The sequence below is a fragment of the Gelidibacter japonicus genome, from assembly GCF_010725055.1.
Classification (GTDB): domain Bacteria; phylum Bacteroidota; class Bacteroidia; order Flavobacteriales; family Flavobacteriaceae; genus Gelidibacter; species Gelidibacter japonicus.
Map to the genome: position 1 here is coordinate 188,178 of NZ_BJKB01000006.1, position 15,667 is coordinate 203,844.

9 protein-coding genes are annotated in these 15,667 nt (G+C 35.0%); 7 read left to right on the forward strand and 2 right to left on the reverse strand.

Annotated features, from left to right (window positions below):
* Window positions 1-7: 7 nt before the first annotated feature.
* On the reverse strand, window positions 8-475 hold the full coding sequence (locus G6N06_RS08625) for a RidA family protein (protein WP_163515898.1): 468 nt from the start codon (window positions 473-475) through the stop codon (window positions 8-10).
* Window positions 476-979: 504 nt separating this feature from the next.
* Here G6N06_RS08625 and G6N06_RS08630 point away from each other — a divergent pair.
* From G6N06_RS08630 to G6N06_RS08660, 7 genes are all read left to right on the forward strand, one after another.
* Window positions 980-2,317 (forward strand): TolC family protein, encoded by a 1,338-nt coding sequence (locus G6N06_RS08630; RefSeq protein WP_240338018.1) that lies wholly within the window; start codon window positions 980-982, stop codon window positions 2,315-2,317.
* A 91-nt stretch (window positions 2,318-2,408) separates the two neighbouring features.
* Window positions 2,409-3,464, forward strand: coding sequence for an efflux RND transporter periplasmic adaptor subunit (locus G6N06_RS08635; protein WP_163515902.1), 1,056 nt, complete (start codon window positions 2,409-2,411; stop codon window positions 3,462-3,464).
* A gap of 100 nt (window positions 3,465-3,564) precedes the next feature.
* A complete protein-coding gene (locus G6N06_RS08640; RefSeq protein ID WP_163515904.1) occupies window positions 3,565-6,702 on the forward strand; it encodes an efflux RND transporter permease subunit in 3,138 nt (1,045 codons plus the stop codon).
* Window positions 6,703-6,992: 290 nt separating this feature from the next.
* Window positions 6,993-10,079: an AsmA family protein gene (locus tag G6N06_RS08645; RefSeq protein WP_163515906.1), complete on the forward strand. Its 3,087-nt coding sequence runs from the start codon at window positions 6,993-6,995 to the stop codon at window positions 10,077-10,079.
* A gap of 315 nt (window positions 10,080-10,394) precedes the next feature.
* Window positions 10,395-11,411, forward strand: coding sequence for a hypothetical protein (locus G6N06_RS08650; protein WP_163515908.1), 1,017 nt, complete (start codon window positions 10,395-10,397; stop codon window positions 11,409-11,411).
* Between the two features lie 69 nt (window positions 11,412-11,480).
* Window positions 11,481-12,092, forward strand: coding sequence for a TetR/AcrR family transcriptional regulator (locus G6N06_RS08655; protein WP_163515910.1), 612 nt, complete (start codon window positions 11,481-11,483; stop codon window positions 12,090-12,092).
* A 431-nt stretch (window positions 12,093-12,523) separates the two neighbouring features.
* Window positions 12,524-14,878 carry a GAF domain-containing protein gene (locus tag G6N06_RS08660; protein WP_240338019.1) on the forward strand — a complete coding sequence of 785 codons (2,355 nt, stop codon included), beginning with the start codon at window positions 12,524-12,526 and terminating at the stop codon, window positions 14,876-14,878.
* Here the strand turns inward: G6N06_RS08660 and G6N06_RS08665 are convergent.
* Complete coding sequence (locus G6N06_RS08665; protein ID WP_503826524.1) at window positions 14,875-15,399, reverse strand: Pycsar system effector family protein; 525 nt, start codon at window positions 15,397-15,399, stop codon at window positions 14,875-14,877. The genes G6N06_RS08660 and G6N06_RS08665 overlap by 4 nt on opposite strands.
* Window positions 15,400-15,667: the final 268 nt, after the last annotated feature.

Below are 15,667 nucleotides of genomic sequence, written 5' to 3' on the forward strand. Positions count from 1 at the left end.
TTGTTTGTTAATCTTCAACTTCAACAATTACTTCAACTTCTACGGCAAAATTTAGAGGTAAAGCGTGCATACTTACTGCGCTTCTTGAGTGTCGTCCTTTTTCGCCAAATACCTCAACCATTAAATCGCTATATCCATTAATCACTTTTGCTTGGTCAATAAAGTCGCTTGTGCAATGAACCATTCCAAAAGCCTTAACAATTCGTTTTACTTTGTTCAAGTCACCCAATTCGTCTTTCAATACTGCGATATGGTCGATAGCCACTAATCGAGCGGCTTCGTTTCCTTGCTCAATAGTCAAATCTTTGCCCACTTTCCCTGTTACATAGGTTTTGTCCTCCTTAATTGGACCCTTACCTGACAGGAATAATAAGTTTCCTGTTCGTACACAATTTACATAGCTTGCAATGGGTTGCGAAACTTGGTTTAAAGTAATTGAAAGGTTTTTTAAATTTTGTTCCGGGTTTCTGTTCATTTTTATCACTTTTTAATATTAACAACTTGTTGTAATGCCTAAAATAACAGCTAACAACGGATTTTTAAAGCACAAATCCTAATCTTTGAACGTAAAACGCAATATGACTCACAAAAATATTGTTTTATCTATATTTTTAAGTTTTACCCAGTATTGTGCTTAGAGAAGCTTTCAAGAGATTTTTATCTTGCTTGTCACAACCACTAAAATCATCTCCACCGACCTAGTTTTAAAAAAAAAACTCTTAGCCGTTCCTCATTCCTTTCTTTTGGTGAAAAGCATATATATTATTTCTTAATTAACAATTTACAATTATTTAACATTGCCTGCTCCACCTTTCTTTATAGAACCTAATAAAGATTTTTTATAAAAAATTTTAAAAATGAATCAAATTTTAAAAGGAAACCAAAAAAACTAATTTGGTTTTTTGGTTTCCTTTGTTTTATATTTGCATCTAAATTCAAACGAATATTTAATTTCTAAAATTGAAAATTGAATCTAACGATGAAAAAAATCACAATACTACTGTTATTTACAAGCAGTACCATTTTTGCACAAATTGTCCAACAAGAGTTGACACTCTCTCAAGCCATAAATTACGCATTAGAGCATAAAGCAAGTGTTCAAAATGCTCGTTGGGATATTAAAAAAGGGGATGCAGAAATAGGAGAAGTGCGCGCCAGCGCCCTTCCTAACATTGCCATTGATGGCAATACTTCTTATAACCCTCTGCTTCAAGAAACTGTGTTGCCGGGTGAAATCGTCGGAATACCGGGCGAAGACATTCGTGTCGCATTTGGTTTGAAATGGAGTTCTATGGTTAATGCACAACTCACCCAAACACTTTTTAACCAACAGGTGTTTACAGGACTGAAAGCTGCCAAATCCACAAAGGAGTTTTATATCCTTAATGCAGAGCTCACTGAAGAAGATGTCATCGAAAAAGTAGCTACCGCATACTATCAAGTTTTTGAAGCAAAAGAGATGCTCAACAATGTAGAGACTAATATAGAATTGGCAGAACAAGCGCTTTCGGTTATAGAGGGTTTGTATGAATCGGGTTTAGCCAAAAAAATTGATATGAACCGAAGTACTGTTGCCTTAAACAATATTAAAGCCAATCGCCAGCAACTCATCAACAGTTTGTCTCTAAGCGAAAATGTTTTAAAGTTTATGATTGGTATGGATATCAACGCCTCCATTGACTTAGCAGAAACCAGTTTTGAGCCCACACTCCTACCTCAAAACGAAACTCCTTTAATAGAACAACGCACTGAACTTAAAGTGCTGGATAAGCAATTGGAACTTTTGGAATGGCAATACAAAGCCACAAAAGCTGAATACTACCCTACTGCAAGTCTTGTTGCAAATTACGGATGGTTGGGTCAAGGTAACAATTTTACTTTAACTAATGGTGAAAGCAACGGAGTGTATTGGTCAGACCTCGCATCGATTGGTGTAAACATTCGTATTCCGGTGTTTAGTGGATTTGGCACTAAAAACAGGGTACAACAAAATAAAATCGATATTGAAAAAGCCAAGTTAAATCGCGAAGATACCAGGTTAGCCTTCGAACTTGATCACCAAAACGCCCTTTCAGAATTGGAAAACAACCTGATTACAATTCAAAACCAAAATGAAAATGTGCAACTTGCCAATACCGTATTTAGCGATGTTCAAAACAATTATAGTTTGGGACTTGCCACCGTCAACGAGCTTTTAGATGCAGAGCGCGAACTGGCTAATGCAAAAAACAACCTTACAAAGGCACAATTAAATTATAAAAGAGCGGAAGTAGCACTCTTAAAGGCGCAAGGAAGGCTAAACATATTATCTGAATAGCTTCTCCCCTATTGCAACCAATTAATTGAATTTACAAGTTTATTAAGTCCCAAAAATCAAAAAACCATAATAACAAAAAACAATTTTTAAAATGAAAAAAAGAATCATCATAATTGCATCTATAGTAGGTGTAGTCCTTTTGTTTGCTTTTATATTGCAAAACAATAAAAAGAAAAACGAGCGAGAAGTTACCTTGGTAGCTGAAACCAACTCGCACGTAGCCATCCGTACCTCCACTGTAACCTCTGAAAAAGTCAACGGGACTTTTGAAGTAAACGGCACATTTATGGCTAATAAAACTGCTGAAATTGCTTCAGAGGTAAGCGGTCAAATAGCTTCTATATTGGTTGAGGAAGGCGATGTGGTAAAAGCCGGTCAAGTAGTAGCTAGCCTCACCGGAGATAAGGCCAACGTAAATGTTATAAATGCCAAAGCAACCTTGGACAATGCACTTCAATCATTAAAACGTTATGAATCGGCACATAAAACAGGTGGTATTACCACTATGGAACTCGACCAAGCACGCTTGCAAGTAGAGAATGCCCAAGCCCAATACCAATCGGCTCAACTCGGGTCTGGTGATACACAAATTCGGTCAAAAATAAGCGGTATTGTAAACAAAAAAATGGTAGAACCCGGAATGATTGTTAGTTCAGGAACGGTAATCATCGAAGTGGTGGACATTTCTTCACTTAAACTTCGTGTAGAAGTGGACGAGGCCTTGGTAAACCACCTCAATGCAGGAGACAACGCAACCATTGTTCCCGGTGTGAGTAAAGAAACTTTCAATGGAAAAATCACTTTTATAGCACCGGCTTCTAACGGGGCTTTAAAATTTCCGGTCGAGATTACCATAGAAAACAAAGACCAAAAACTACGCGCAGGAATGTATGCTACTGCCAAGTTTGACACTGGAGGAGAACAAAACACCCTTACCATTCCCCGTACAGCTTTTGTAGGAAGTGTCAGTAATAACCAAGTGTTTGTAGTGCGCGGTGAAACCGCCCATCTCATTTCCGTACGTAGTGGAGTAAATTATGGCGATAAGGTAGAAATCCTCGATGGGTTAAAATCCGGTGACTTAGTAGTAACCAGTGGGCATATCAACCTGCAGGACGGAACTAAAGTAAGGGTTTTAGCTCCCTAGTAAACAAGATTAAACAATCAAAATAAAATATTAACCAAAATGGCTGAACACATTTACATATTGATAAATGTACTATGCCGCTAATAAAAAAGTCTTATAGATGAAATTAGCAGAAGTTTCTATTAAAAGACCAAGTTTGGTCATAGTGATGCTGGCTGCCCTGATATTTGGAGGGATATTCAGCTACACCACACTCAATTATGAGCTCATACCTAACTTTGAGGTAAAAATTGTAAGTATTTCCACCATTTATCCAGGTGCTTCACCTTCGGAGGTTGAAAATACGGTTTCTCGCAAAATTGAAGATGCAGTTTCTTCCTTGGAAAAAATCAAAAAAATAGAGACTAAGTCATTTGAAAGTCTTTCGTTGGTAACCATAGAGTTTACCACCGATGCCGATGTTGACTACCTTCTAAACGATGCCCAACGGAGAATCAACGCTATCCGGTCTGACCTTCCGGACGGTGTAGAAGAGCCTTCGCTCTCACAGTTTTCTATATCCGATATGCCAATTATAAGTATGGGGGTTTCGGCCAATGTTTCAGAAACTGAACTTTTTGATTTGATTGATGAAAAAATTCAACCTTATTTTTCACGCATTTCCGGAGTAGCGCAAGTAAACATCATTGGTGGGCAAGAACGTGAAATACGGGTAAATCTTCACCCTGACAAATTAGAAGGTTACGGGCTTACTATTCCACAGGTGCAGCAGATTATTACCGCCTCCAATATGGATTTTCCCACGGGAAGCTTGAAAACCCGGGAAAGCTCAACCTTGATTCGTCTGGCTGGAAAATTTAATACAGTTCAGGAACTGCGCGACCTTACCCTTATCAATATCGAGGGACGCAACATCAAATTGACCGATGTAGCGGAAGTTCAAGACACTCAAAAAGATGTCGATAAAATAGCACGTATAAATCAGCAGAATACAATCCTCCTTCAAGTACAAAAACAAAGTGATGCCAACGCCGTGACGGTAAGTGAACTTGTTCAGGAACAAATGAGCTACCTGGAAAAGCAATATGCCGATATAGATTTAAAAATTAATTTAGCCGATGACACCTCGGTTTTTACTTTAGAGGCAGCTAATTCTGTTATCAAAGATTTACTTATCGCTGTTGGTTTGGTAGCTTTTGTAATGCTGTTTTTTTTACACAGCTATCGCAACGCTTTTATTGTAATGGTTGCCATCCCTACCTCACTTATTGCTACGTTCATTGGTCTAAACATTGCCGGATACAGTTTAAACTTGATGAGTTTACTCGCTCTTTCCTTGGTAGTAGGTATTGTTGTGGATGATGCCATTGTGGTTATTGAAAACATACATCGCCATATGGAGATGGGCAAAAATAAAGTACGTGCTGCCTATGATGGATCTAAAGAAATCGGGTTTACAGTAACTGCCATAACCTTGGTTATTATTGTGGTATTTCTTCCCATTGCAATGAGTTCGGGACTGGTTTCTGATATCATCACACAATTCTGTGTAACGGTTATTATTGCCACAATGCTTTCGTTGTTGGTGTCGTTTACTGTGGTGCCTTGGCTGTACTCCCGTTACGGTAAATTAGATCTTATCCGCAAGGAATCTCTTATGGGAAAACTCATTCACGGTTTTGAAACAGGATTAACACAATTTACCCATTTTATTTCTAATTTATTAGAATGGTGTTTGGGCCACAAGCGTTATACTTTGATTGTGGCGTTAGTGTTGTTCTTTAGTTCCTTCGTTTTGGTAGGAACTGGTTTTATTGGATCAGATTTTTTTCCGGAAACTGACAAAGGTGAATTTATGGTGCAAATAGAACTTAACAAAGAGGCTTCTGTGGAACAGTCTAATTTTATTACCCAAAAAGCCGAAGAATACATCATGCAAAATCCTGATGTTGAGAGAATAATCACTACAGTAGGACAATCGAGCAAAAGTGGTTTGGGTGCCGTTCAAAGCACTGCATATATGTCAGAAATAAGCATAAAACTCAAAGAACGTAACCAACGTCAAAGCTCAGAAAGTACTAAAGTGATTGCCGCTCAAATGAAGCGTGAGTTAGAGCAAGAACTGGTTGGAGCGAAGATAAGCACTGTTAGTGTGGGTCTAATTGGACCGGAACAAGCACCGCTTCAATTGAATATTACTGCTGACACTTTTGAAGAAGCTCTTGCTTATGCTCGTGAAGCCGAGAGTGTGCTACATACCATTCCGGGTGCTTCAGAAATTGAGCTAAGTGCAGAAGACGGTAACCCCGAAATACTGATAAACGTGGATCGCGACAAGATGACCACATTAGGCTTAACCGTGGCTACAGTAGGGCAAACACTTCGTACGGCCTTTAGTGGAAACGATGATAATAAATTCCGTACAGGAAACAATGAATATGACATCAATATCATTTTAGATGAAAAATTTCGTGAAGATATTGTTAATGTCAGTAATATCAATTTTATCAATGATCGTGGGCAAGAAATCAAACTTTCCCAATTTGCCAATATAACATACGGCTCCGGGCCATCATTATTAGAGCGTTACAACCGTACGCCTACAGTTGCCGTAAAAGCTCAAACCGTGGGTCGTTCACTTGGTGCTGTAGCCCAAGAATGGGAAGAAAAACTCGACCAAAAAGAATTGCCTGCCAGTGTGACTAAAGTTTGGGGGGGCAATATGGAAAATCAGTCTGAGGGTTTTGGTACACTGGGGGTGGCTTTAATTGCTGCTATTCTCTTAGTATATATGATTATGGTTATACTTTATGATGATTTTGCCAAACCATTTATTGTCTTGTTTTCTATTCCCTTATCGTTCATTGGAGCTTTGTGGGCATTGGCATTAACAAACCAGAGTTTGAACATTTTTACAATACTTGGTATCATAATGTTGATAGGTCTGGTGGCCAAAAACGCCATTCTTTTGGTTGATTTTGCCAATCAGCGAATGCGTGAAGGCGAAGAGATAAACCAAGCCTTGATAGATGCCAATCACGCCCGTTTACGCCCCATTTTGATGACCACCTTTGCAATGGTTTTTGGGATGATGCCTATCGCTTTGGCTTCGGGTGCCGCTGCCGAAATGAATAATGGCTTAGCTATAGTTATCATTGGTGGGTTGCTCTCATCTCTTTTTCTGACTTTAGTTATTGTACCGGTGGTATATAAAATAATTGTTGGTTGGGAACACCGTTTTTCAAAAAACAAAGATATGGACTATGCAGCCTTGATGGTGGAAGAATATGAAAAGTAATTTTTGATGGAAGTCCTCAAAGTCATTTGTGGTAACCTCAGAAGCATATAATAATTAAACGATAGGGATGTCTGCTATATGCCTTGCCCTATTTATTGGAAATATTTGGAAAAGAAGAAAAAATAATTTAAAAATAAAACTTTCATTACTGATAAGTACTGTAACCGAAAATTGTATTCGACTTTTAGTAGAACAAAGGGCAAAACTAAAACAGTTTCTAAGTATTAAAAACGGGAGAAAATGCAAGGGATACTATTTTAACCTGACCGAAAAACAACAAAAAAACCTCTATGAAGCCAACATATCCAAAAGAAAGAAACAGGTGGAAAAAATGGTTCAAAATCGGATTTATTTCGGTATTGGGCTTTGTGGTTTTAATAATTATAACTATTGCTGCAATCATTAATTTAGAAAGAAACAGGTGGAAAAAATGGTTCAAAATCGGATTTATTTCGGTATTGAGCTTTGTGGTTTTAATAAGTATAACTATTGCTGTAATCATTAATTTTATTTTCACACCCGAAAAATTAACTCCAAGAATAGTTGACATCGTAAATGAAAATATAGAAGGGGAATTTTATAGCAAAAGTACTGAACTTACATTTTTTTCGTCTTTTCCTAATTTTGGAGTGGAAATAACAGAAGGAAAGCTCATAACACAAAATGATACACTTCTTTTGTTTGGCTCTTGTAAGGCAGAGTTTAATTTGAGAAAATTACTTCTTGAACAAATTATTGACATTAAGAATGTTTCGTTAGAAAATGCTTCTGTAAATGTACTTATTGACTATAACGGAAAACTCAACTGGGATATTTTTGCTTTTGAAAAATCAGAAGAGAACGAATCCGATTTTAAAATCAATGAATTCCACATTAATAAATTCAATCTGAATAAAACTGCAATCCGATACGAAAACCAGCAAACCAACGATTTGTTCAGTATAGATAGTTTATCATCTGACTTTAAAATGGGATATGACGATGAAAAAATTTCTGCTAAACTGAATTCAACCATAAAAAAAATCAAATTTATAAAAGAAGGATTTGTATTGTTAGACAATACAAAAGCAGGAATTGATACCGAAGTAGAATTGTTTAGAAAAGAACACAGATTTGTTTTTACAAAAGGAGGAATCAACATAAACGGAGTTGATTTGCTAGTCAATGGATTTCTTCAAAGAGATATGATAACCCACAAGTTTGAAACAGATTTGACACTTCATTTGAAAGTACCTGATTTGAAATCAGTATTAGACCTTGTTCCTGAAAAGATCATTCAAAAAGAAAAAATTAATATTAACGGAGAAGTCGATTTTATCACAACAGTCAAAGGGTCTTACGGAAAAGGAGAATATCCGCTTACCGAACTCAAAACTTCTGTCAGAAAAGGAGAATTCCAATATGCAGATTATCCGGGCTCTATCAACCGTATCGAAACCGATCTGAGGGCAAGACTTGACTTCAAAGACAAAAAAACTTCCCATTTTACTATTGACAATATTGATCTAGAAGGATTTGGTATTTCTTTAAAAGGAAATTTCAGTGTCAGAAATTTGATGTCACAGCCTTTTTTGGATACAAAACTTAAAGGAAACGTCAATATCACAAAGCTAAACGAGGTTATCCCGTTCAATCCCAACATTACAGTTCAAGGAAATGTAGATATTGACCTTGCAACTTCTTTTAATATCAACGAAATTAAACAGCAGGACATCAGTTCTCTCGCATTAGGTGGAAAAGCAAAATTAGAGGAAATTATTATCAGTATTCCAAATGATTCTATTTCTCTTAAAGTAAAGCAGTTCAATTTTGATAGTTCTTTAGAGAAAAAAGAAGTTTTGACAGGTACTCTAAAGGTTAATCAAATGCTCTTGGAAAGAATAGGTAAATACATAGTTCTTGAAAACCTGAATATGGATTTTCGTCTTGACAGAACATTACCTGAAAATTCAGTTCTTTTTGCTAAACTTTCAACAGGAACAATTGCTTATGATGGTGGTGCCTATAAAAAAGCGAAACTCAAAGGAGGAGAAATATCGGTAAAATTACAAAGTAACAGGGAAGACAGAATCAAAGCTTCCATTGAATCTGATTTTACCTTGGATAGTCTGGGGGTTTATTATGGGAAACGTTTTGCAGGAATCAACGGAGGGAAATATAAAATCAAACTTCAGAGAAACGACTTAAAAGAATGGACTACTTACGGAGGAATTCATTTTAACAAAATGATTGCTTATTCTCCTACTTTGGGAATGCCCCTACGAATGGAAAAAGCAACGCTCACGATTATAGATAAGAGACTCGATTTAAGAAATACCAAACTTATTTTCGGAAACTCTGATGTTACCCTTACTGGTTCTATCGACAACTTACCTGCTTTGATTTCAGGTATAGATAAAGATGAGAAAATAACAGCCCGATTGGGATTAAAGTCCGATTATATAGATACTAATGAACTAATGGCTGCTCTCGGTAAGATTTCCAAAAAAACCGAAACAATAGAAAAATCCCCTGAAGAAATTATCAAGCAATCTAGGGCTGAAACCTCTGAAGATAAAAAAATAATCGAAATTCCAAAAAATTTAGATTTTGTATTCAATGCCCATATAAATAAGGTGAAATTCGGAAAAACGGATATTGATCAAATTAATGGGAATATCATCATCAAAGACGGAAAATTAAAACTTTCAGAGGCTAAAATGACAACTTTGGCGGCCGAACTTTCAACCAATCTGAGCTATAGGTATCTGAACGAAAAAGAAGCTGATGTACGTTTTGAGTTCAATCTCAATAAAATCGAAATGTCCCGCTTATCGGAATTTCTTCCTGTTTTGGATTCGCTTTTCCCAATGACAAAATCCTTTGAAGGATTAGTAGATTTCAGAGTAAAGGGAGTTTCAAAAATAGATGGGGATATGAATTTCAAAACCAATACCATAAAGGGTGTTGCCGCAATTGAGGCAAGCAATATTATGGTGTTTGACAGCGAAACCTTCCGGGATTTGGCGAAAACATTTATGTTTAAATCCAAAGAGAAAAATCCGATAGAAAAACTGAATATAGAAATGATTATCAGTGACAGCAAACTGGAGTTATTGCCCTCATATCTGGCTATTGACCGGTACGAACTGGCAATCGGAGGAGTTCAGAATCTGGATATGAGTTATGATTATCATATTTCTATTCTCAAATCTCCAATTCCTTTCAAAACAGGTGTTGATGTCAAAGGAAATGATTTAGACAATTACAAAATCAGTCTTTCAAAAGCCAAGTACAAATACTATTTTACCGATAGTGAACGATTGCAAAAAAAAGCAGACAGTACGATTATCAACAAAAAGGAGGGGATTCTGAAATTACTTGGTTTTAAAGAATAATTTGGAGAGGTAAAATATTATAACTGTAAAATTCACCAATGTAAAAAAGTAAAAATATGGACTATGCAGCCTTAATGGTGGAAGAATATACACATAAAGTGGTTAAGCATTAAAGATATTGTTGGAAGCAAGTTGTTTTTCCGAAAACTCTAATCCCCTATAGAAAAACAACTTGTGAATGAAGAGGTAATTGGTTATTTTGGTTAATGTGAAACTACATGGGCACCGTTGCCTGTGTAGTTTCCTATTGTTTTTTAACCCGTTTATTGCCTATATGCCCCCAGGACTATTAATCACAAATAAGTTACATAAAACATGAAAAACTTTTCACAAAAAACAATCCTTATAAGTATTTTACTACTTGCTTCAAAAGCTTCTTTTTCCCAGGAAAATGACAGTATAAAACTTGGTGTCAAGAAAAAAGTCTTGTCTGATTTTCCGTTTACGCGAATGTTTAATTTGGAATACAATTATTATGGGTCAACTCCATTTACTTCAAAAATCTTTGATGAAGATTTTCAAGAAGGAAAATTAGACAATCAAAAAGAACTAAAACTCGCGGTTAATATACCTATTTATACTACCCAAAAGTGGAATTTTACCGGAAGTTTCAACTACCGGTATAATGAATTTGTTTATTCTGATGTTGAAAATGTTTCCAATCAATACATTTACCAACAAGAAAAATATGAGCGCAACCACACCTTTATAACCGGTTTAAATGCTACCTATTTTTCCAGATTATTCAAGAAACCATTTATTTACAATTTGAGTGTCTTTGCAGACGGTAGTAGTGAGAATGGTTATGAACGGATTAAGGCATTAGTTGGAGGTTCACTAGTTTTAAAAGCAGATGCAAAAAAAACACTTGCTGTAGGTGCAGTAATAATAATAGACCCAACGACCCAAATTCCTTTTTTTCCAACTCTATCTTACGACTATCGATTTTTGGGAACAGGTTATGATCTTAATGTTTTATTACCACAACGCATTTTACTCAGAAAAAAAATAAATGAAGTAAGCCGGGTTTCTATAGGAAGTATGTTGGCAACCTCGGGGTTTTATGTTTACAATGACAACCCCTGGACGCCTTCTGTTTCTGAATACAGCCAGCTTGAAATCCAGTCAGGATTAATATACGAGCGCTTAATGATGAAGAATTTTATTGTGACACTCAGAGGAGGAGTCTCCTCTTTTGTTGCTTCAAGGCTAACAGAAAAGGCCAAACCCGTAAATGAGCATTATTTTAGCACCGACCAAAAGGCCAAAGGATATTTTAACATCGGGCTGTCTTATCATCCCAATCTTAGTAAAAAACAGGATAAAGAATAATATAAAACTGAATAAAAATTATGTTAGGTATTTTTTTACCTTCGTTTCTTATTAAATTGTAAATATATTATGGATAAAAAAGAACTCATAGAAAAAGTAACCGACCTTTTTTTAGAGAACGGTCCCAAAACTGTAACGATGGATGAGGTCTCGAAAACCTTGGGAATGTCAAAAAAAACATTATACCAATTGTACAAAAACAAAGACGAACTTATAGAAGCTGTTTTATCTAATAAACTAGACGACGTTTTAGAGCACCTTCATGAAATAAACCGAACTGTTGATAACGCAATTGATCGTATGTTTATACGCGATGAAAATACCTTAAAAGCTGCAGAACGCAATAAATCATTAATGCACAGGCAGTTGTTCAAATATTATCCACATATTTTTAACAGCTATATGTTAGACTTTTCAGAAAAGTTTGCTGAAATTTTAGTAGAAAACATAGCATGTGGTCGCAAGCAAGGTTATTATCACAACGACTTTGACCCGGTCTTGTATGCCAAGTTATTTTTTCAGTTGACAATAGACTATGGCACTTCACCCTTTATCGATACGGATAAGATAAGCCGTGAAGAATATCTAAAGCACACACTTCAATTATATTTGAATGCAATAACCACAGAAAAAGGGAAAGCCTATATAGCAAAAAGAGGAAGTGAGATTGTAGTAAAGTAAATTGATTACCCCAAAAAATTAAGTTTTGGTTACATTTTTTATTGAATGAACTTCCCAAAACACACATGCTCTCTCCTCCTACCGTCATCCAGACTAAAAGTGTTTAATCCCTTTTATTTTTTATAGGCGTTCGTGAACCTCTTTTCTTGGTTTCATTATATTTTAAAGAAAGTTTGAGAGGGAAAATTTTTCAGGTAAATTATGAGAACCTTTGTTTTTTTTGCAAAGGTCTTTAACAATGATAAACCACGTTTCTTTGGTTTATACCCCCTAGAGGAACTGCCACTTGGGCGTTTGAAGTTTAGAGTGTGTTTTTGGCAAGAAATCTTAAAGGTATATATATGGTTTGTAACGATATCTCACAAAAATAGACTAATCAACCAAAAAAAAGATTGTAACTTTACTAAAAGTTTTTTACCAAAAATACAATTGTGGAAACGCCTTTTAATATTATTATTTCTTTTCATAAAATCATTGATAGCCTAAATGAAAGTGCAGGTTCAAATGTTGATTTTCAAGCTAATTATGCCAAGTCATTACTTAAAGAAATAGAAAAATATCCTGACTTAACAAATGGGTTTGACTCTATAGAAAAGCTTAAAAAACACGAACCGATAATTAAAGTTTTACTGGCAGATTTATTTCCAAAGGCATTGAGCAATAATGAAATTAAAGCGATAACGGTTCCCTTTCACGATAGGATGTTTAATCATACCCAACGGTTTAAAAACATTTTAAAAGATGCCGGGGAGGATTTTAAGTTTAATATTCGAGATTTGTATGATGATTCTCAGTACATTATGAACTGTAGCATCATACTTTTTAAATATTTTAATAGTAAAGTGGATTTGTCATACCCTTTATTTTATGACATTCCGGATAGAAACGGCATCATTAACCATTACCGAATATTATTTAATGCCGATTTTATTGACATTATTCCTACGGAAAAAGCTAAAATATTAACTGAAGATGAAATTAACTTACTTATAAACAACTCTGATGACATCAAATTATGGAAAGAGAAGTTCCCTCCAAACAGCTGGATATTAAAAGGTTTTGGTATTGTCTCTCTTTATAATTCTACTATTGAAAATTCCGTTTCAAATTTTAAAAGCAGTTTATTAAGTTTGCACGAAAACAATAATGAAAGCGGTAAGTTTCAGGCTATTTTAAAATCTATTTTTGGAATTCCCGACTTAAATATTGGGTTTACGCCTATAAATAAGTCGATGTCACGGTTAAGTATGACTCAGCCAAAAAAAAATGTCCACAGCCATATCTTCTCAAATGCTAATCAAGATACCTGTCAAGTATATTTAGAAAGTAAGATGATTAAGGATGTCGCAATTCATCATAAAACAATAGTTGTATCTGATATAGAAAGTTATACCTCAAAAAACCCAGATGAACAATCCCTTATCGAATGTTTAAAATCGCAAAACATCAGTTCTTTTATTTTTTCACCTATTATAGATCAAAATGAAGTTCTTGGTATTGTTGAGGTTGTATCTCCAAACGCTTATGATTTAAATAGCATCAATGCACAAAAATTAGAATTTATCATCCCCTTACTTCGCGATGCGGTATTGAGGTATAATTCTGAATTTAAAAACCAAATTGATGCAATTATCCAAAAAGAATACACCTCCATACACCAAAGTGTGCAATGGAAGTTTAAAGAAGAAGCACTACAATATGTTCTTTCTAAAAAAAACAATATAGAATACCATTTAAAGGAGATTTTGTTTGAAAACGTCTATCCGCTTTATGGGCAAATAGATGTACAAGGCTCTTCTAATGCGAGAAACCATGCCATGCGAGTTGACTTGTTAAACCAACTGGATAATTTGGTGCTTATTTTTGAAAAAATTTGTCATGTTAACGATTTACCTTTATTTGAACAGAAAATTTTTGAACTAGAAGCTTTTAAATCCGAAATCAAACTTTTAGTGAGAGCAGATTCTGAACAAAATATCCACTATTATATTGAAAATGAAATACATCCAATACTTGAAGATTTCAAAAATCATCCCATTCATAAAGAAATTGCTAGTAGCATTAAAAATTATCAAAGTAAATTACACCGCGGCTTAAACTCATTTTATGAAGAGCGAAACAAATTTGATGAAACAATTACAATTATCAATAAAAACCTTTCTTCAATACTAGACGAAAGACAAAACGAAGCGCAATCTTATTTTCCACACTATTATGAACGCTATAAAACAGATGGTGTAGAACATAACATGTATATAGGCGCATCTATAACCCCTGATAAAAATTTTGAACGATATTACATTAACAATCTCAGGTTATGGCAATTGCAAGTTATGTGTGAAATGGAGCAATACTTCCAAAAATTAAAACCGACGTTGCCCTATGATGTAGAAGTGAGCTCACTACTATTGGTATTTAGCACCCCTATTGCCATCCGTTTTAGAATGGATGAGAAACAATTTGATATAGATGGGTCTTACAATGTAAGATATGAAATTGTAAAAAAACGAATAGATAAAGCAAAAATTAAAGGCACAGAAGAACGAATTACCCAAAAAGGCAAACTAACCATAGTTTATTCACAAGCACAAGAAGAAAGTGAATACCTAAAGTACATCCGGCTATTACAACACAAAAATATGCTGGACAAAAACATAGAGCGCATTGATGTAGAAGATTTACAAGGTATTACAGGTCTTAGAGCCTTAAGAGTAACTTTTATCAGCCATCAGAAAGTGGAAAGTGAAAAAAATAAAGATAAAGAATACATCCAGATAAAGTCTTAAAATTTAGTGCCCAAATTTGCTTGATAAAAAGAAAAAACAAAAACCAGTACAGAGATAATAAGCCCAATCATAAATATACCATAAGCAATCCTTAAAAGGCTGTACTTTTTATTTAAGACCAAGCCTAAATAATATAAATCTTTAGTTAGTGCATTGTAAAGGCCCTCTTTATCGTCCATCAACTCATTTATGGCCCACTCATATTCTTGTAAAGGCATTCTAAAAAAATTTCCAAAAAACAATATATTAACTTTCTTTTGTTTTACCTCTTCTCGGGTAAAGGTACCTTGAGTTACTTTTGGCCTTGTTGATAAAATAGCAAAAACGATTGTTGTAACACTAAATATGATTAAAACCAAGGTAGGAATCATCAAATGAATATTTTTAGGGCTATCTAATTTAGGAATAAGTACCGTAAGCGCAATTGAGATAATAATAGTATTTACCGAAAGTAAAATATTGGCTTTACTATCGGCAATTTCACTCAATCGAGTATGGTTGTTTAAAGTTACCCTAAACATGGTGTCTATACCTCTATCTGATCTTCTACCTTTTTCGTTTTTTGCGTTTTTATTACTTTTAATTGCAGAGGGTTCGGCTTTATGTATTCTTTTTTGAAGATTTATAATGTTTTCCTCTTTAACGGCTTGCCAATTACTTTTTGCAAAAAACGGGCATAGTATACCACCTCCAGCGGATTAAACTGAACATAGCGCAGCGGGCGAAAGTGAACCACCTTGAGCGGATGAAAGTGAACCACTAAAAATCGATTCTATTTGTACAGCTTTA